Below are 16,812 nucleotides of genomic sequence, written 5' to 3' on the forward strand. Positions count from 1 at the left end.
AAGAGCTTCTGTAAGCAGCCATGCCGAATGCCGGATTCGTTCATCTTCACGTTCATTCCGCCTATTCGCTGCTGAAGGGCTCGATCAAGATCGCCAAGCTGGGCGAGCTCGCGAAGGCCGACCGCCAGCCGGCGCTGGCGCTGACCGATACCGACAACATGTTCGGGGCGCTGGAATTCTCCGACAAGATGGCCGGCTACGGCATCCAGCCGATCGTCGGCTGCGAGCTGGCGGTGGATTTCGGCGACGTCGATCCGAATACGCGGAGCATCCTTGCGACGACGGGCCCGGCGCGAATCGTGCTGCTGGCGGCGCGCGAGCGCGGCTACCGCAGCCTGATGCGGCTGAACTCGCGGGCGTTCCTGGAGACGCCGGTCAACCAGACCCCGCACATCAAGTTCGATTGGCTCACCGACGACGCCGAAGACCTGATCGCGCTGACCGGCGGTCCAGACGGGCCGATCGCGCTGGCGCTCCGGGCCGAACAGGCGGCGCTGGCGACCACCCGCTGCGAGCGCCTGGCCAGCCTGTTCGGCGATCGCCTCTACATCGAATTGCAGCGCCACGGCGCCGACAAGGAACGCCGCACCGAGGGCGGCCTGATCGATCTCGCCTACAGCAAGGGCCTGCCGCTGGTCGCGACCAACGAGCCGTATTTCGCCAGCAATGACGACTACGAATCGCATGACGCGCTGCTCTGCATCGCCGGCGGCCACCTGATCGCCGAGACCAACCGCGAGCAACTGACCCCGGATCATCGCTTCAAGACCCGCGCGGAAATGGCGGTGCTGTTCGCCGACATCCCGGAGGCGCTGGCCTCGACGGTGGAGATCGCCGAGCGCTGCTCGTTCCGGCCGAAGACCCGCAAGCCGATCCTGCCGTTCTTCACGGTGGGGGCCGCCGCCAGCGCCGATGCCGCCGCCGACGAGGCCGCCGAGCTGAAGCGCCAGGCCGAGGAGGGGCTCGCGAATCGCCTGCGGGTGCACGGTCTCTCGCCGGGAATGACCGAGGAGGACTACAGCAAGCGCCTTGCGTTCGAGCTCGACGTCATCACCCGCATGAAATATGCGGGCTACTTCCTGATCGTCTCGGACTTCATCAAATGGGCGAAGGCGCAGGGCATTCCGGTCGGGCCGGGGCGCGGCTCCGGCGCGGGCTCGCTGGTCGCCTGGGTGCTCACCATCACCGACCTCGATCCGATGCGGTTTGCGCTGCTGTTCGAGCGCTTCCTCAATCCCGAGCGCGTCTCGATGCCGGACTTCGACATCGACTTCTGCCAGGACCGCCGCGGCGAGGTGATCCAGTACGTGCAGGAGCGCTACGGCCGCGACCAGGTGGCGCAGATCATCACCTTCGGTACGCTGCAGGCGCGCGGCGTGCTGCGCGATGTCGGGCGCGTGCTGCAGATGCCCTATGGGCAGGTCGACAAGCTGACCAAGCTGGTGCCGCAGAATCCCGCAGCACCGGTGACGCTGGCGCAGGCGATCGAGGGCGAGCCGAAGCTGCAGGCATTCCGCGACGAGGATCCGGTGGTGGCGCGTGCGTTCGATATCGCGCAGCGCCTCGAAGGTCTGACGCGCCACGCCTCGACCCATGCCGCCGGCATCGTGATCGGCGACCGGCCTCTGAGCGAGCTGGTGCCGCTCTACCGCGATCCGAAATCCGACATGCCGGTGACCCAGTTCAACATGAAATGGGTTGAGCCGGCGGGCCTCGTGAAATTCGACTTCCTCGGCCTGAAGACGCTGACCGTGCTCGACGTCGCGGTGAAGCTGCTCAAGCAGCGCGACGTTGATGTCGATCTCGCGACGCTGCCGATCGACGATGCGCCGAGCTATCAGATGCTGGCGCGGGGCGATGTCGTCGGCGTGTTCCAGGTGGAAAGCCAGGGCATGCGGCGCGCGCTGATCGACATGCGGCCGGACCGCTTCGAGGACATCATCGCGCTGGTGGCGCTGTATCGCCCGGGCCCGATGGCGAACATCCCGACCTATTGCGCGCGCAAGCACGGTGACGAGGAATCGGAATATCTGCATCCGATCCTGGAGCCGATCCTGAAGGAGACCTTCGGCGTCATCATCTATCAGGAACAGGTGATGCAGATCGCGCAGCAGATGGCGGGCTACTCGCTCGGCCAGGCCGACCTGCTGCGCCGCGCGATGGGCAAGAAGATCCGCGCCGAGATGGACAAGCAGCGCGACATCTTCGTTGCCGGTGCGATGAAGAACGGCGTGGCCAAGGGCCAGGCCGAGACGATCTTCGAGCTGCTCGCCAAGTTCGCCGACTACGGCTTCAACAAGAGCCACGCGGCCGCCTATGCGCTGGTGTCGTACCACACCGCCTATATGAAGGCGCATTACCCGGTCGAATTCCTGGCGGCGTCGATGACGCTCGAACTCAACAACACCGACAAGCTCTCCGAATTTCGTTCCGAGGCGCAGCGGCTCGGCATCAAGGTCGAGGCGCCCAACATCAATCGCTCCGGCGCGACCTTCGAGGTCAGCGACAACACGATCTACTACGCGCTCGCGGCGCTGAAGGGCGTCGGCGTCCAGGCGGTCGAGCAGATCATCGAGGAGCGCAACAGGAAGGGCGCCTTCACCTCGCTCGCCGATTTCGCAGCAAGGGTGAGCCCGCGCGCCGTCAACAAGCGGATCATCGAGAGTCTTGCGGCGGCCGGCGCCTTCGACACGCTGGAGCCGAACCGCGCGCGCGTCTTCGCCGGTGCCGATGCGATCCTCGCTGCCTGCCAGCGCAGCCACGAGGCGGCGACCTCGGGCCAGAACGACATGTTCGGCGGCGCGGCGGATGCGCCGAGCATCATGCTGCCGCAGATCGAGCCGTGGCTGCCCGCGGACCGGCTGCGGCGCGAATACGACGCCATCGGCTTCTTCCTGTCGGGCCATCCGCTCGACGATTACGCGACCGCGCTGAAGCGGCTGCGCGTGCAGTCCTGGGCGGAATTCTCGCGCGCGGTGAAGACCGGCGCTACCGCGGGCAAGGTCGCGGCAACGGTGGTGTCGCGCATGGAACGGCGCACCAAGACCGGCAACAAGATGGGCATCATGGGCCTGTCGGACCCGACCGGCCATTTCGAGGCGGTGCTGTTCTCGGAGGGCCTCGCGCAATACCGCGACGTGCTTGAGCCGGGGGCGGCCGTGCTGTTGCAGCTCGGCGCCGAATTGCAGGGTGAGGACGTGCGGGCGAGGGTGCTGCACGCCGAGCCGCTGGATCACGCCGCCGCCAAGACGCAGAAAGGCCTGCGCATCTTCGTCCGCGACACCAAGCCGCTGGATTCGATCGCCCGCCGCCTCAATATGCCGGAAGCCGCGCCCGCCCCGGGCGGCGCCGCAAAGGCGCCGGCCGTGAAGCCGGCCGCCGCGCCGCCACCGGCGGCAGGGGCCGATGGCGACGTCTCGCTGGTGATGATGCTGGACCTCGAAACCGAGGTGGAGATGAAGCTGCCCGGCCGCTACAAGGTCTCGCCGCAGATCGCCGGCGCGATCAAGGCGGTGGCGGGCGTGGTCGACGTGCAGACCCTGTAAACTGGGGACTCCGGGCGCCAAACAGGGCCGTTTCGGCACGATTTGGGCCCGGCAGGCCGGTGTAACCGGCCGTATTTCCTTGCTTCTCTCGCAAATCGCGCTATATAGCGCGCCATCTCACACGGAAACATGGCTCTCAAGGCCGTCCGGTGGCAACCGGGCCATTCAGGCACGTTTGCTCACACGTTTCCGGAGGAACCAACCGGAGAATTAGATCTATGTCGCTGCCCGAATTCAACATGCGTCAGCTTTTGGAAGCCGGCGTTCACTTTGGCCACCAGGCCCACCGCTGGAATCCGAAGATGCAGGATTACATCTTCGGCGCCCGCAACAACATCCACATCATCGACCTCGCGCAGACCGTGCCGATGCTGCACCGTGCCCTGCAGGCGGTCAGCGATACCGTCGCCAAGGGCGGCCGCATCCTGTTCGTCGGCACCAAGCGCTCGGCCCAGGACGGCGTTGCCGACGCTGCCAAGCGTTCGGCGCAGTACTTCGTCAACTCGCGCTGGCTCGGCGGCACGCTGACCAACTGGAAGACGATCTCGGCCTCGATCAAGCGCCTGCGTCATCTCGACGACGTGCTGTCGTCGGGCGAAGCCAACTCCTACACCAAGAAGGAGCGGCTGACGCTGCAGCGCGAGCGCGACAAGCTCGACCGTTCGCTCGGCGGCATCAAGGACATGGGCGGTCTTCCCGACATGATCTTCGTGATCGACACCAACAAGGAAGACATCGCGATCCAGGAAGCCCAGCGGCTCAACATCCCGGTCGCCGCGATCGTCGACACCAATTCGGACCCGAAGGGCATCACCTATGTGGTGCCGGGCAATGACGACGCCGGACGCGCGATCTCGCTGTATTGCGATCTCGTGGCGCGCGCCGCCATCGACGGCATCTCGCGCGCTCAGGGCGACTCCGGAATCGACATCGGCGCGTCGGCGACGCCTGTGCAGGAAGACCTTCCGGCGGCCGCGCCGTCCGGCTTCCAGGGCCTCGCCGGCCCGCGCGGCACCGCCGACAACCTCAAGAAGCTCACCGGCGTGTCCGGTGCGATCGAGAAGAAGCTCAACGACCTCGGCATCTTCCACTACTGGCAGCTCGCCGAGCTCGATCACGACACCGCGCACAAGATCGGCGAAGAAGTCGGTCTGCCGAGCCGTGCCGACGCCTGGGTCGCCCAGGCCAAGACGCTCGCCGAAGCGGAATAAAGGTTACGCGGCGTGGCCGGGTCTCGCCCGGCCGCCGCTTCTATTCCACGAACAACGATTTCCCTGTCGCAGACAGCGGCGCCATCGGGCGCCGCGGTTTCTGTACAGGCAAGAAGGGCATTGAACGATGGCAACGATCACAGCAGCGATGGTCAAGGAGCTCCGCGAGTCGACCGGCGCGGGCATGATGGATTGCAAGGCGGCGCTGACCGAGAACAACGGCGACATGCAGGAAGCGCAGGATTGGCTGCGCAAGAAGGGCCTGTCCAAGGCCGCGAAGAAGGCCGGCCGCGTGGCGGCCGAGGGCCTGATCGGCGCGCTGACCTCGGGCACCAAGGGCGTGCTGGTCGAGGTCAATTCCGAGACCGACTTCGTTGCGCGCAATGAGCAGTTCCAGGGCCTGGTCAAGATGATCGCCCAGGTCGCGCTGCACAACGGTGCCGACGTCGAGACCATCAAGGCGGCCAAGGTCGGCGACGTCACCGTCGAGACCGCGATCTCCGACGCGATCGCGACCATCGGCGAGAACATGACGCTGCGCCGCGCCGCTTCGCTCGAGGTGAGCAAGGGCGTGGTGTCGAGCTATGTCCACAACGCGGTCGTCGAGGGCGCCGGCAAGATCGGCGTGATCGTGGCGCTGGAGTCCGCCGGCAAGGCCGACGAGCTCGCGGTGCTCGGTCGCCAGCTCGCCATGCACGTGGCGGCGGCGAAGCCGCTGGCGCTCGACCCGGCCGGGCTCGATCCGGAGACCGTCAAGCGCGAGAAGGACGTGCTGGCCGACAAGTACCGCCAGCAGGGCAAGCCGGAGAACGTCATCGAGAAGATCGTCGATTCCGGCCTGAAGACCTACTACAAGGAGGTCTGCCTGCTCGATCAGGCCTTCATCCACGACAGCGGCAAGTCGGTTGCCCAGGCGGTGAAGGAAGCTGAGGGTAAGGTCGGCGGGGCGATCAAAATCGCTGGCTTTGTGAACTATGCTCTCGGTGAGGGAATCGAGAAGCAGGAAAGCGATTTCGCCGCCGAAGTCGCGGCCGCCAGCGGCAAGAAGTAACCGCTGACACCAGAGGGCCTCCGGCGCTTTGCGCCGGATGCCTGCCTGCGCGGGATAGGAAAGCGATCGCATCATGGCTGAGCCGATCTATCGTCGCGTGGTGATCAAGCTGTCCGGCGAATACCTGGCCGGTTCCCACGGGTTCGGTATCGATCAACCGACGGTCGATCGCGTCGCCGACGACCTGATCGCAGCCCGCAAGCTCGGTATCGAGGTCGCCGTCGTGATCGGCGGCGGCAACATCGTCCGCGGCGTCGAGGTGTCCTCGCGCGGCGTCTCCAGGCCGACCGGCGATACCATGGGCATGCTTGCCACCATGATGAACTGCCTCGCGCTGGAGGCGGCGATCGAGCGCAAGGGAACCCCGGCGCGGACCCTATCGGCATTCGTGATGCCGGAGATCTCCGAGCTGTTCACCCGTAGTGCAACGCACAAATATCTCGCCGAGGGACGCATCGTCCTGCTCGGCGGTGGAACCGGCAACCCGTTCTTCACGACCGACACCACCGCCGTGCTCCGCGCGGCCGAAATCGGCGCGCAGGCGGTGCTGAAGGCCACCAATGTCGACGGCGTCTACAGCGCCGATCCGAAGAAGGACCCCAAAGCCAAGCGCTTCGACCGCCTGACCCATTCGCAGGCGATCGAGGGCGGCTACAAGGTCATGGACGCGACCGCTTTCGCGCTTGCCCGCGAGACGTCGCTGCCTATCATCGTGTTCTCGATCGCGGAGCCCGGTTCGATCGGTGCGATTCTGCGCGGTACCGGACACGGCACGGTCGTCGCCGGCTGATGCCGCGCCTCCGGGCGTCGACAGCCGGTTTCTAGGGAAGGGAGAACGTCATGGCCGCACCTGGTTTTGACATCAACGACGTGAAGCGCCGCATGCAGGGCGCCACACAATCGCTCAAGCACGAGCTCGGCGGTTTGCGCACCGGCCGTGCTGCGGCCTCCATGCTGGAGCCGGTCCAGGTCGAGGCTTACGGCTCGCATATGCCGCTCAACCAGGTTGCGACCATCAGCGTGCCCGAGCCGCGCCTGCTCTCGGTGCAGGTCTGGGACAAGACGATGGTGAAGGCGGTCGAAAAGGCGATCGTCGATTCCAATCTCGGCCTGTCGCCCGCGACCGAAGGTCAGGTGTTGCGCTTGCGGATTCCCGAACTCAACGAGGAGCGCCGCAAGGAGCTCGTCAAGGTCGCGCACAAATATGCCGAAGCGGCCAAGGTCGCCGTGCGCCACGTGCGCCGCGACGGCCTCGACGTGATCAAGAAGCTCGAGAAGAATCACGAGATCTCCGAGGACGATCAGGAGCGCCTGTCGAACGAGGTGCAGAAGGCGACCGACGGCATGATCGCCGAAATCGATCAGCTGCTCGCTGCCAAGGAAAAGGAAATCCTGACGGTCTGAAGGCGCTACGGAAACAGCCGATGTCGAACGCCGCCGCCCCAGCAACTGACGGACCGGATCGCTCCGGCAGTCCGTTGCATGTGGCTGTCATCATGGACGGCAACGGGCGCTGGGCCAAGTCGCGCGGCCTGCCGCGCGTCGAGGGCCACCGCCGCGGCGTCGAGGCGCTGCGCCGCGTGGTGCGCGCAGCCCATGAACTCGGCATCGTCTATCTCACGATCTTTTCCTTCAGCTCGGAGAACTGGTCGCGGCCGGCCAGCGAGATCGGCGATTTGTTCGGCCTGTTGCGCCGCTTCATCCGCAACGATCTGGCGACGCTGCACCGCGATGGGGTGCGGGTACGCGTGATCGGCGAGCGTGACGGCCTCGACGCCGACATCTGCGCGCTGCTCAACGAAGCCGAGGAGCTGACCAGGAATAATGACAAGCTCAACCTCGTGGTCGCCTTCAACTACGGTTCGCGCGCGGAGATCGCTTCCGCAGCGCGGCGCCTTGCGCGCGAGGTCGCCGAAGGCAAGCGCGACGCCAGCTCCATCGATGCCGACACGCTCGGGCAATATCTCGATGCGCCCGACATCCCGGATCCTGATCTGATTATCCGCACCAGCGGCGAGCAGCGTCTGTCCAACTTCCTGATGTGGCAGGCGGCCTATAGCGAGCTCGTGTTCGTGCCGATTCACTGGCCGGATTTCGACAAGGCGGCGCTCGAAGGCGCGATTGCGGAATACGGCAGGCGCGAGCGCCGGTTCGGCGGACTCGCTGCGAAAACCGGATCGTGACCGAGGGCGAGGCCGCGCCGGCGGCAGCAAACGAACAGGGGTCGCGCAATCTCGCGATGCGCGTGATTGCGGCGCTGGTGCTGGCGCCGGTTGCGATCGCGCTGGCCTATATGGGTGGCGTCGCCTGGTCGCTCCTCGTGACATTGGCGGCGGCCGGATTGTTCGCGGAATGGCTTGTTGTCACCGGACTTGGACGCGAGCTCCGGATCCTGGTGCCCGGCGTAATCGCGTTGCTGCTCGCCGGACTGTGCCTGATGGCCGGCCGTATCGATGCGGCCCTGATCGTGCTCGCCGTCGGAGCGGTTGTTATGGCACTGACGTCCGGCGCGCGGCGCAACTGGGCCATTGCGGGATTGCTCTATGCGGCAGGGGCCGAGATCGCGTCGGTCCTGCTGCGCCTCGACACGGCGAAGGGCTTTGCCGCGCTGATGTTCGTGTTGCTGATCGTGTGGGTCACCGATATCGGCGGCTACTTCGCGGGCCGCAGCATCGGCGGGCCAAAGCTCTGGGTGCGGGTCAGCCCGAAGAAGACGTGGGCGGGCGCGGTCGGCGGCTTCGTGGCGAGCCTGCTGGTCGCTGCCGGCTTTGCCGCCTTCGAGATCGGCTCGACCGGTCCGCTCTTGATGCTCGGCGCCGTGTTGTCGGTGGTCTCGCAACTCGGCGATCTCTTCGAATCCGCGGTGAAGCGGCGGTTCGGCGTGAAGGATTCGAGCCACATCATTCCCGGTCACGGCGGCCTCCTGGACCGCCTGGACGGATTTGTCGCGGCCGTCATTGTGGCGGCGATTTTCGGCTTTCTCCGTGGTGGCGCCGATGGCGTCGGGCGCGGTCTTATGGTTTGGTGATGAGATGAGCGCAGTTCCGTTGCGTAACAACAAGGCCGCGGCGGTGTCCGCCGTGCGGACCGTAACCGTCCTCGGTGCCACCGGCTCGATCGGCGATAGCACCTTGGATCTGCTGCGCGGCGCGCGCGACCGCTACCGGGTCGAGGCGCTGACCGCGAACAGCAATGTCGAGGGCCTCGCCAAGCTGGCCAAGGAATTCGGCGCGCGGTTCGCCGCCATTGCCGACCCGGCGAAGCTTTCGGAACTGAAGGACGCGCTGGCCGGAACCCGGACCGAATGCGGGGCCGGGGCGAGCGCGATCATCGAGGCGGCCGCGCGGCCTGCCGATTGGGTGATGGCGGCGGTCAGCGGCGCGGCCGGGCTGAAGCCCGCGCTTGCCGCGGTCGATCGCGGCGCCACCGTCGCGCTCGCCAACAAGGAATGTTTGGTCTGCGCCGGCGATATCTTCATGGAGCGGGCCAAGAAGGCCGGCGCCTGCATTCTGCCGGCGGACTCCGAGCACAATGCGCTGTTCCAGGCGCTGGCTTCCGGCAATCGCGAGGAACTGACGCGGGTGATCATCACCGCGTCCGGCGGGCCGTTCCGCACTTGGGCGCCCGCCGACATCGAGCAGGCGACGCTGGAACAGGCGCTGAAACATCCCAACTGGAGCATGGGGCAGAAGATCACGATCGATTCCGCGTCGATGATGAACAAGGGCCTCGAGGTGATCGAGGCGTCCTATCTGTTCGCTTTGGCGCCCGACGAGATCGACGTGCTGGTGCACCCGCAGTCGATCATCCACGGCATGGTCGAGTTCTCCGACCGTTCGGTGGTGGCGCAACTCGGTACGCCCGACATGCGGATCCCGATCGCGCATTGCCTCGGCTGGCCCGACCGCGTCGTCGGCCCGTCCGCCAAGCTCGACCTCGCCAAGATCGGACAGCTCACCTTCGAGGCGCCGGACTTTGAGCGCTTCCCGGGACTGCGGCTGGCATATGAGGCGCTGCGGATGGGGCACGGCGCGACGACGGTCTACAACGCCGCGAACGAGATCGCGGTCGCCGCGTTTATCGCCGGCAAGATCAAGTTCGGCGCGATCGCCCGGCTGGTCGAGGCGACGATGAACGATTGGATCAAGTCAGGGAATCAGCCACCACTGCGCTCGGCGGATGATGCGATTTCCGTTGACCATATCGCGCGAAATAAAGCTGCCGCCCTATTGCCTCAAATTGCCTTAAAGGCAACCTAGAGGGTTGGGGGCGGAGCCTTTGGCTCTTGTCGAGGGAAATCGAATGCCCGAGTATTTTATTCATAGTATCAATGCGTTGAGTCATGGGCTTCTCGGTACCATCGTTCCCTTCCTCTTCGTCTTGACCATCGTCGTCTTCTTCCATGAGCTCGGCCACTTCCTGGTCGCGCGCTGGGCTGGCGTGAAGGTGTTGACGTTCTCGCTGGGCTTCGGGCCGGAGCTCGCCGGCTTCAACGACCGGCATGGCACGCGCTGGAAGATCTCGGCGATACCGCTCGGCGGTTACGTCAAATTCTTCGGCGACGACAGCGAGGCATCGACGCCGTCGACCGAGACGCTCGCCGCCATGACGGCGGAGGAGCGCGAAGGCAGCTTCCATCACAAATCGGTCGGAAAGCGCACTGCCATCGTCGCGGCCGGGCCGGTGGCGAACTTCATTCTCGGCGCCCTGATTTTTGCGGGCATGGCGCTCTACTACGGCAAGCCGAGCACGATTGCCCGGGTCGACGGCCTGGTGGCCGAAAGCGTCGCCGCGAACGCCGGCTTTAAGGTCGGTGATGTCGTCGTGGATATCGACGGCAGCGCGATCCAGAGCTTCGCCGACATGCAGCGGATTGTAGCCTCGAACGCGGGTTCAGAGCTTGGGTTCAAGGTGAAGCGCGATGGCGCGATCGTCGCGCTCAAGGCGACGCCGGCGCTCAGGGAGGTCAAGGACCCCTTCGGCAATGCCCACCGAATCGGCGTGCTGGGAATCGAGCATAAGGCTCAGGTCGGCGAGGCGACCAGCGCCTCGGTCGGCGTGCTGGAGGCCCTGAAGATCGGCGTCGAGCAGGTTTGGTACATCATTTCCAGCACGTTCAAGTTCCTCGGGTCGCTGTTCATTGGAACCGGCAATCCTGCCGAGGTGAGCGGGGTCATTGGAATCGCGAAGCTGTCGGGGCAGGCCGCGAGCGCCGGGTTCCAGTTCGTGATCAATCTTTGCGCCATCCTGTCGGTCTCGATCGGCCTGCTGAACCTGTTTCCGATCCCGCTTTTGGATGGCGGACACCTGCTTTTCTACGGTGCGGAGGCGCTGCGGGGACGCCCGCTGTCGGAGCGGACGCAAGAGGTGGGTTTCCGAATCGGGCTGGGTCTGGTCCTGATGTTGATGGTGTTTGCGACGTATAACGACATCCTCAGGATCGCCGGGTCCTGAAACGGGCTTTTTTGTGGCGTTGCCAATGGGCAACGTCTTGGAACGAAAATGGAAATGTTCAGCTCTAGTAAGTTTGCCCCCTTGGCAAATTTGGTTACAAGCTGAGCGGCAGGTTGGGAATCTGTCGGGTCGTTGGGGAACGATCTGGCATCGTTAAGATAAGGGCGCGTTGCGCATGATGTTTGGAATGCGAGTGAGGGGGGGGCTGTTCGCCGCCTTGGTCATGTTCGCCGCGCCGGTGGTTGCCACCTTGGCGACCGTAGCTGTGTCTGTGCCTGCGTCGGCGCAGACCGTCGATTCGATCACGGTGGAGGGGAACCGCCGTGTCGAGCTTGAAACCATCCGCTCCTACTTCCATCCCGGGCCGGGCGGTCGGCTGGGCCAGGCCCAGATCGACGACGGTCTGAAGGCGCTGATCGAGACCGGCCTGTTCCAGGACGTCCATATCGACCAGCGGGGCGGGCGCCTCGTCGTGGTCGTGGTCGAGAACCCGGTGATCGGCCGCGTTGCCTTCGAGGGCAACAAGAAGATCAAGGACGAACAGCTCACCGCTGAAGTGCAGTCCAAGCCGCGCGGCACGTTCTCGCGTCCGATGGTCCAGTCGGACGCCCTGCGCATCGCCGAAATCTACCGCCGGTCCGGCCGCTATGACGTGCGGGTCAATCCGCAGATCATCGAGCAGCCGAACAACCGCGTCGACCTGATCTTCGAGGTCAATGAAGGCGTGAAGACTGGCGTCCGGTCGATCGAGTTCATCGGCAACAGCGCCTATTCGGCGTCCCGTCTGCGCGACGTCATCAAGACCCGCGAATCGAACATCCTGAGCTTCCTCGGCGGCAACGACGTCTACGACCCCGACCGGGTCGAGGCCGATCGCGACCTGCTGCGTCGCTTCTACCTCAAGAACGGCTATGCCGACGTCCAGGTCGTGGCCGCGCTGACCGAATACGATCCCGACAAGAAGGGCTTCCTGGTTACCTTCAAGATCGAGGAAGGCCAGCAGTACCGCGTCGCGTCCGTCAACTATACGTCGTCGATCGCAACGCTCGACCCGAACGCGCTGCGCACCTACTCGCGCGTCAATGTCGGCTCGCTCTACAACGCCGAGGCGCTGGAGAAATCGGTCGAGGAGATGCAGATCGAGGCATCGCGCCGCGGCTACGCCTTCGCGGTGGTCCGGCCGCGCGGCGATCGCAACTTCGACAATCACACGGTGTCGATCACCTTCGCGATCGACGAAGGTCCGCGCACCTATATCGAGCGCATCAACATCCGCGGCAACAGCCGTACCCGCGACTACGTGATCCGCCGCGAGTTCGATATCTCGGAAGGCGACGCCTACAACCGTGCGCTGGTCGACCGTGCCGAGCGCCGGCTGAAGAACCTCGACTTCTTCAAGACGGTGAAGATCACCACCGAGCCGGGCTCCTCCAGCGATCGCGTCATCCTGATTGTCGATCTCGAGGAGAAGTCGACCGGCGACTTCTCGGTGTCGGGCGGTTACTCGACCACCGACGGCGCGCTGGCCGAAGTCAGCGTCTCCGAGCGCAACCTGCTCGGCCGCGGCCTGTACGCGAAGGCGTCGGTGACCTACGGCCAGTATGCCCGCGGCTACTCGCTGTCGTTCGTCGAGCCCTATCTGCTCGACTACCGCGTCGCGCTCGGCCTCGACCTCTATCAGCGCCAGCAGCTGTCCAACAGCTACATCGCGTACGGCACCAAGACGCTGGGCTTCAGCCCGCGGCTCGGCTTCAGCCTGCGGGAAGATCTGTCGCTGCAGCTGCGCTACTCGATCTACCAGCAGGAAATCACCCTGCCGTCGACGCTGAACAACTGTAACAACGTGCCGCTCCTGCCGGATGGAACGCCCAATCCCGCGTTCAATCCGAGCCCGGCCTATGCGAACCTGAACGGGATCAGCCTGGTGTCGACCAATGGTCTCGGCTGCTTCTTTGACGGCGAAGCCTCCCTGCCGGTCCGCAAGGAGCTGGCGGGCGGCAAGACCCTCACATCGGCGCTGGGTTACACGCTCAACTACAACACCCTCGACAACAACAAGAACCCGACCGACGGTCTGATCGTCGACTTCAAGCAGGACTTCGCCGGTGTTGGCGGTGACGTCAGCTACATCAAGACCGCGATCGACGCGAAGTACTACACCCCGCTGGTCTCCGACATCGTCGGCGTGATCCACGCCCAGGGCGGCATCCTGAACAAGCTCGGGACCTCGGATCTGCGCATGCTCGATCACTTCCAGATGGGCCCGAACCTGGTCCGCGGCTTCGCGCCGAACGGTATCGGTCCGCGTGACATCAACCCGTACGGCACCATGGACGCCATCGGCGGCACCAAGTACTGGGGCGTGTCGGCGGAACTGCAGATGCCGTTCTGGTTCCTGCCGAAGGAAGTCGGGCTCAAGGGCGCGGTCTATGCCGACGCCGGCGGCCTGTACGATTACCAGGGCCCGACCTCGTGGGCGGCGACCGGCGAAGTCAACGTGCCTGGCTGTGTCAGGCCGACGAACAATCCGCCGTCTCCGGGTACGTGCCTTGGCCTGAGCTACGATGACAGCAAGGTTGTCCGTACCTCGGTCGGTGTCGGCCTGATCTGGCAGTCACCGTTCGGTCCGCTGCGCTTCGACTACGCGGTGCCGCTGACCAAGGGTGCGTTTGACCGCACGCAAGAATTCCGGTTTGGCGGCGGTACGACGTTCTAAGACCGATTGCCAACCGGACTGCGACGGATGGAATGGCGCAGCCGATCTTCTACAAGAGTCCTCCTTCGTCATCGCTGGCTGAAATAGCCGCGCTGACGAAGGCGCAACTGATCGACCCCGAAAGGGGTGCGCTTCAGATCAGGGGGCTGGCCTCGCTCGACGAGGCCGGTCCGATGCATCTCGCCTTTTTCGACAATCTGAAATACGCCGACCAGCTTGCCGCGACCAAGGCCGGCGCATGTCTGGTCAGCCCGCGCTTCGAGGCACAGGTGCCGAAGGGCACTGCCGTGCTGCGGGCGGCGAAGCCGTTCCAGGCGTTCGTCGAGCTCGCCCGCGAATGGCACGCCGATGCCCTGCGGCCGCAATCCTGGTTCGACACCGAGGGCATCGCGCCGTCGGCGATCATCGATCCCAGCGCGCGCCTCGAGGACGGCGTCATTGTCGATCCGCTGGTCGTGATCGGCCCACGGGTCGAGATCGGCTCGGGCACCATCATCGGCGCCGGCGCGGTGATCGGGGCCGACGTCAAGATCGGCCGCGACTGCAATGTCGGCGCCAAGACCACCATCCAGTTCGCGCTGATCGGCAACAACGTCCTGATCCATCCCGGCTGCAATATCGGCCAGGACGGCTACGGCTTCATCTTCTTCGGGCCGGCCGGCCATGTGAAGGTGCCGCAGACCGGCCGCGTGGTGATCCAGAACAATGTCGAGGTCGGTGCCGCCTCGACCATTGACCGCGGTTCCCTGCGCGACACCGTGATCGGCGAGGGCACCAAAATCGACAACCAGGTCCAGATCGGCCACAATGTGACGATCGGCCGGCACTGCCTGCTGGCGGCCCAGATCGGGCTCGCCGGCAGCCTGACCATCGGCGACAATGTCGCGCTCGGCGCCAAGGTGGGCATCAACAACCACCTCAAGATCGGCGACGGCGCCCAGGTGACGGCGATGAGCGCGGTCAAGGACGACATCCCGGCCAACGGTCGCTGGGGCGGGCATTTCGCCAAGCCGACCAAGCAGTGGTTCAGGGAAATTATCGCAGTGGAGCGTCTGGTGCGCGACAACGAAGCCAAAGGCAAGGAACAGGAGTGATGGAGGAGGCACCGGTCAAATTCGAGCTGGTGGATATCAACGATATCCTGAAGACGCTCCCGCATCGCTTTCCGATGTTGCTGATCGACCGGGTGATCAAGATCCGCACCGACTACAGCGGCATCGGCATCAAGAACGTCACCTTCAACGAGCCGCCGTTCCAGGGCCATTTCCCGGACCGTCCGGTCTACCCCGGCGTGATGATGATCGAGGCGATGGCCCAGACCGCCGGCGTCATCGGCATCAAGTCGGTCGAGGGCACCGAGAAGCCGCGCGCGGTGTATTTTCTCACCATCGACAAGTGCAAGTTCAGGAAGCCGGTGATGCCCGGCGACACCATCGAGTATCACATGCGCTCGCTCGGCCGGCGTAAGACGATGTGGTGGTTTCACGGCGATGCCAAGGTCAACGGCCAGGTCGTCGCCGAGGCCGATGTCGGTGCGATGCTCACGGATTAGGCCGCGCCGGGCTCACGACGTTGTGCAGGTGTAGCGGCCGTCCGCGCCCGCGATCCGCAGGACGCGATTGAGGAAGACGCCCATCGACGGCGCGTTCATCAGCGCGTCGTAGGTTTCGGCAGGGACGCCGCAATAGTGCTGGTAGCTGCCTCTGACCGCGACCAGCAGCGCGCGCTGATCCGCCCTGTAGCAGACCCGCTGGACGATCGTGCTGCGGTTGATGTCGCGGCATTCGAAGCTCGAGAGATCGACCGTCGTGCTGTTGCCGAGATCGACCGTCTCCGGGCCGACTGGCGCAGAGAGCAGGCTGAGGATCAGCGCGGCGGCCCGGACCATGATTGGTTGCGACCTTCTCGTTTGCAACAGGCGGTCATGATACGTCACTGGACAGGGCGGGCAAAGTCGCGCTAACGACCGCCCCAATCGACAGCCTGGCGCCTCGATAGCACCTTGGCGCCATTAACGAATTCCGGACCGAAACTTCATGAGCATGATCGACCCGACTGCGCGGATTGCCGATGGCGCTGTGATCGGGGCCGGCACCGAGATCGGTCCGTACTGCATCATCGGCCCCAATGTCGTGCTTGGCGAGAACTGCAAGCTGATCGCGCATGTCACGATCAGCGGGCATACCAGGATCGGCCCCGGCTGCATCATCTCGCCGTTCGCCGCGCTCGGCGGGCCGCCGCAGGATCTCAGTTATCGCGGCGAGCCGACCCGCCTCGAAGTCGGCGAAGCCTGCACCATCCGCGAGGGCGTGACGATGAATGTCGGCACGGTCAAGGGCGGCGGGCTCACGCGCGTCGGCGATCGCGGCTTCTTCATGAACAACAGCCATGTCGGCCATGACTGCATGGTCGGCAATGGCGTGATCTTCGCGACGTCGGCGACGCTCGGCGGCCACTGCGAGATCGGCGACTTCGTCTATATCGGCGGCCTGTCGGCCGTGCACCAGTTCACCCGCGTCGGCTCGCAGGTGATGATCGGTGGCGTCTGCGGCGTACGCGGCGACATCATCCCGTTCGGCCTCGCCAACGGTCAGTACGCGGTGCTCGAAGGACTCAACATCATCGGCATGCGGCGCCGCCAGTTCACCAAGGCGCGGCTGGCGACGGTGCGCGCGTTCTATCAAAAGCTGTTCCACGGCCCCGGCATCTTCGCTGAGCGGCTGGCCTCGGTGCAGCCGCTGGCGGGCGACGATCCCGCGATTGCGGAAATCCTGGCCTTCATCGAGGGCGGCAAGCTGCGCCCGCTCTGCCTTCCCGCCGATACCAATTGAGCTG

At 65.1% G+C, this 16,812-nt stretch carries 14 protein-coding genes; 13 read left to right on the forward strand and 1 reads right to left on the reverse strand.

The annotated features are described in order from the left end of the window. Positions 1 to 20 precede the first annotated feature (20 nt). The 12 genes from dnaE (at position 21) to fabZ (ending at position 15,529) form a co-directional block, all read left to right on the forward strand. On the forward strand, positions 21 to 3,545 hold the full coding sequence (gene dnaE, locus PMN64_RS24970; RefSeq protein ID WP_411782539.1) for a DNA polymerase III subunit alpha: 3,525 nt from the start codon (positions 21 to 23) through the stop codon (positions 3,543 to 3,545). Between the two features lie 218 nt (positions 3,546 to 3,763). Further along, the gene (locus PMN64_RS24975; RefSeq protein WP_028339653.1) at positions 3,764 to 4,756 is read left to right on the forward strand and encodes a 30S ribosomal protein S2; all 993 of its coding nucleotides are present in this window, start codon (positions 3,764 to 3,766) and stop codon (positions 4,754 to 4,756) included. Positions 4,757 to 4,883: 127 nt separating this feature from the next. Then, entirely contained in the window at positions 4,884 to 5,807 is a 924-nt protein-coding gene (gene tsf / locus PMN64_RS24980; protein WP_028339654.1) for a translation elongation factor Ts, read from the forward strand. Between the two features lie 73 nt (positions 5,808 to 5,880). Further along, positions 5,881 to 6,597, forward strand: a complete 717-nt coding sequence (pyrH, locus tag PMN64_RS24985; RefSeq protein WP_038385104.1) for a UMP kinase — start codon at positions 5,881 to 5,883, stop codon at positions 6,595 to 6,597. A gap of 50 nt (positions 6,598 to 6,647) precedes the next feature. After that, positions 6,648 to 7,211: a ribosome recycling factor gene (frr, locus tag PMN64_RS24990; RefSeq protein WP_016844334.1), complete on the forward strand. Its 564-nt coding sequence runs from the start codon at positions 6,648 to 6,650 to the stop codon at positions 7,209 to 7,211. Positions 7,212 to 7,231: 20 nt separating this feature from the next. Then, complete coding sequence (locus tag PMN64_RS24995; protein ID WP_411782540.1) at positions 7,232 to 7,990, forward strand: isoprenyl transferase; 759 nt, start codon at positions 7,232 to 7,234, stop codon at positions 7,988 to 7,990. After that, complete coding sequence (locus tag PMN64_RS25000) at positions 7,987 to 8,835, forward strand: phosphatidate cytidylyltransferase (RefSeq protein ID WP_411782541.1); 849 nt, start codon at positions 7,987 to 7,989, stop codon at positions 8,833 to 8,835. Before PMN64_RS24995 ends, PMN64_RS25000 begins: the two co-directional genes overlap by 4 nt. A gap of 4 nt (positions 8,836 to 8,839) precedes the next feature. Continuing rightward, the gene (gene dxr / locus PMN64_RS25005) at positions 8,840 to 10,066 is read left to right on the forward strand and encodes a 1-deoxy-D-xylulose-5-phosphate reductoisomerase (protein ID WP_411782542.1); all 1,227 of its coding nucleotides are present in this window, start codon (positions 8,840 to 8,842) and stop codon (positions 10,064 to 10,066) included. A 43-nt stretch (positions 10,067 to 10,109) separates the two neighbouring features. Next, positions 10,110 to 11,261 carry an RIP metalloprotease RseP gene (rseP, locus tag PMN64_RS25010; protein WP_411782543.1) on the forward strand — a complete coding sequence of 384 codons (1,152 nt, stop codon included), beginning with the start codon at positions 10,110 to 10,112 and terminating at the stop codon, positions 11,259 to 11,261. A gap of 175 nt (positions 11,262 to 11,436) precedes the next feature. Next, a complete protein-coding gene (gene bamA, locus PMN64_RS25015) occupies positions 11,437 to 13,977 on the forward strand; it encodes an outer membrane protein assembly factor BamA (RefSeq protein ID WP_411782544.1) in 2,541 nt (846 codons plus the stop codon). Between the two features lie 32 nt (positions 13,978 to 14,009). Further along, complete coding sequence (gene lpxD / locus PMN64_RS25020) at positions 14,010 to 15,071, forward strand: UDP-3-O-(3-hydroxymyristoyl)glucosamine N-acyltransferase (protein ID WP_411782545.1); 1,062 nt, start codon at positions 14,010 to 14,012, stop codon at positions 15,069 to 15,071. Further along, entirely contained in the window at positions 15,071 to 15,529 is a 459-nt protein-coding gene (gene fabZ, locus PMN64_RS25025; RefSeq protein ID WP_016841580.1) for a 3-hydroxyacyl-ACP dehydratase FabZ, read from the forward strand. The genes lpxD and fabZ overlap by 1 nt, the downstream gene beginning before the upstream one ends. 12 nt (positions 15,530 to 15,541) lie before the next feature. Here fabZ and PMN64_RS25030 read toward each other — a convergent pair whose 3' ends face one another. Then, positions 15,542 to 15,865 (reverse strand): KTSC domain-containing protein, encoded by a 324-nt coding sequence (locus PMN64_RS25030; protein ID WP_411782546.1) that lies wholly within the window; start codon positions 15,863 to 15,865, stop codon positions 15,542 to 15,544. 148 nt (positions 15,866 to 16,013) lie between these two features. On the opposite strand from PMN64_RS25030, the gene lpxA reads away from it, so the two are divergent. After that, positions 16,014 to 16,808, forward strand: a complete 795-nt coding sequence (gene lpxA, locus PMN64_RS25035; protein WP_411782547.1) for an acyl-ACP--UDP-N-acetylglucosamine O-acyltransferase — start codon at positions 16,014 to 16,016, stop codon at positions 16,806 to 16,808. The last annotated feature ends 4 nt before the right edge of the window (positions 16,809 to 16,812 follow it).

The organism is Bradyrhizobium sp. UFLA01-814 (assembly GCF_046718885.1).
GTDB lineage: Bacteria > Pseudomonadota > Alphaproteobacteria > Rhizobiales > Xanthobacteraceae > Bradyrhizobium > Bradyrhizobium elkanii.

Excerpts from the sequence above, each read along its gene's own strand:
- dnaE (WP_411782539.1), top strand. The coding sequence starts at position 21 with ATGCCGAATGCCGGATTCGTTCATCTTCACGTTCATTCCGCCTATTCG.
- PMN64_RS24975 (WP_028339653.1), top strand. The coding sequence starts at position 3,764 with ATGTCGCTGCCCGAATTCAACATGCGTCAGCTTTTGGAAGCCGGCGTT.
- tsf (WP_028339654.1), top strand. The coding sequence starts at position 4,884 with ATGGCAACGATCACAGCAGCGATGGTCAAGGAGCTCCGCGAGTCGACC.
- pyrH (WP_038385104.1), top strand. The coding sequence starts at position 5,881 with ATGGCTGAGCCGATCTATCGTCGCGTGGTGATCAAGCTGTCCGGCGAA.
- frr (WP_016844334.1), top strand. The coding sequence starts at position 6,648 with ATGGCCGCACCTGGTTTTGACATCAACGACGTGAAGCGCCGCATGCAG.
- PMN64_RS24995 (WP_411782540.1), top strand. The coding sequence starts at position 7,232 with ATGTCGAACGCCGCCGCCCCAGCAACTGACGGACCGGATCGCTCCGGC.
- dxr (WP_411782542.1), top strand. The coding sequence starts at position 8,840 with ATGAGCGCAGTTCCGTTGCGTAACAACAAGGCCGCGGCGGTGTCCGCC.
- rseP (WP_411782543.1), top strand. The coding sequence starts at position 10,110 with ATGCCCGAGTATTTTATTCATAGTATCAATGCGTTGAGTCATGGGCTT.
- bamA (WP_411782544.1), top strand. The coding sequence starts at position 11,437 with ATGATGTTTGGAATGCGAGTGAGGGGGGGGCTGTTCGCCGCCTTGGTC.
- lpxD (WP_411782545.1), top strand. The coding sequence starts at position 14,010 with ATGGCGCAGCCGATCTTCTACAAGAGTCCTCCTTCGTCATCGCTGGCT.
- fabZ (WP_016841580.1), top strand. The coding sequence starts at position 15,071 with ATGGAGGAGGCACCGGTCAAATTCGAGCTGGTGGATATCAACGATATC.
- PMN64_RS25030 (WP_411782546.1), bottom strand. The coding sequence starts at position 15,865 with ATGGTCCGGGCCGCCGCGCTGATCCTCAGCCTGCTCTCTGCGCCAGTC.
- lpxA (WP_411782547.1), top strand. The coding sequence starts at position 16,014 with ATGAGCATGATCGACCCGACTGCGCGGATTGCCGATGGCGCTGTGATC.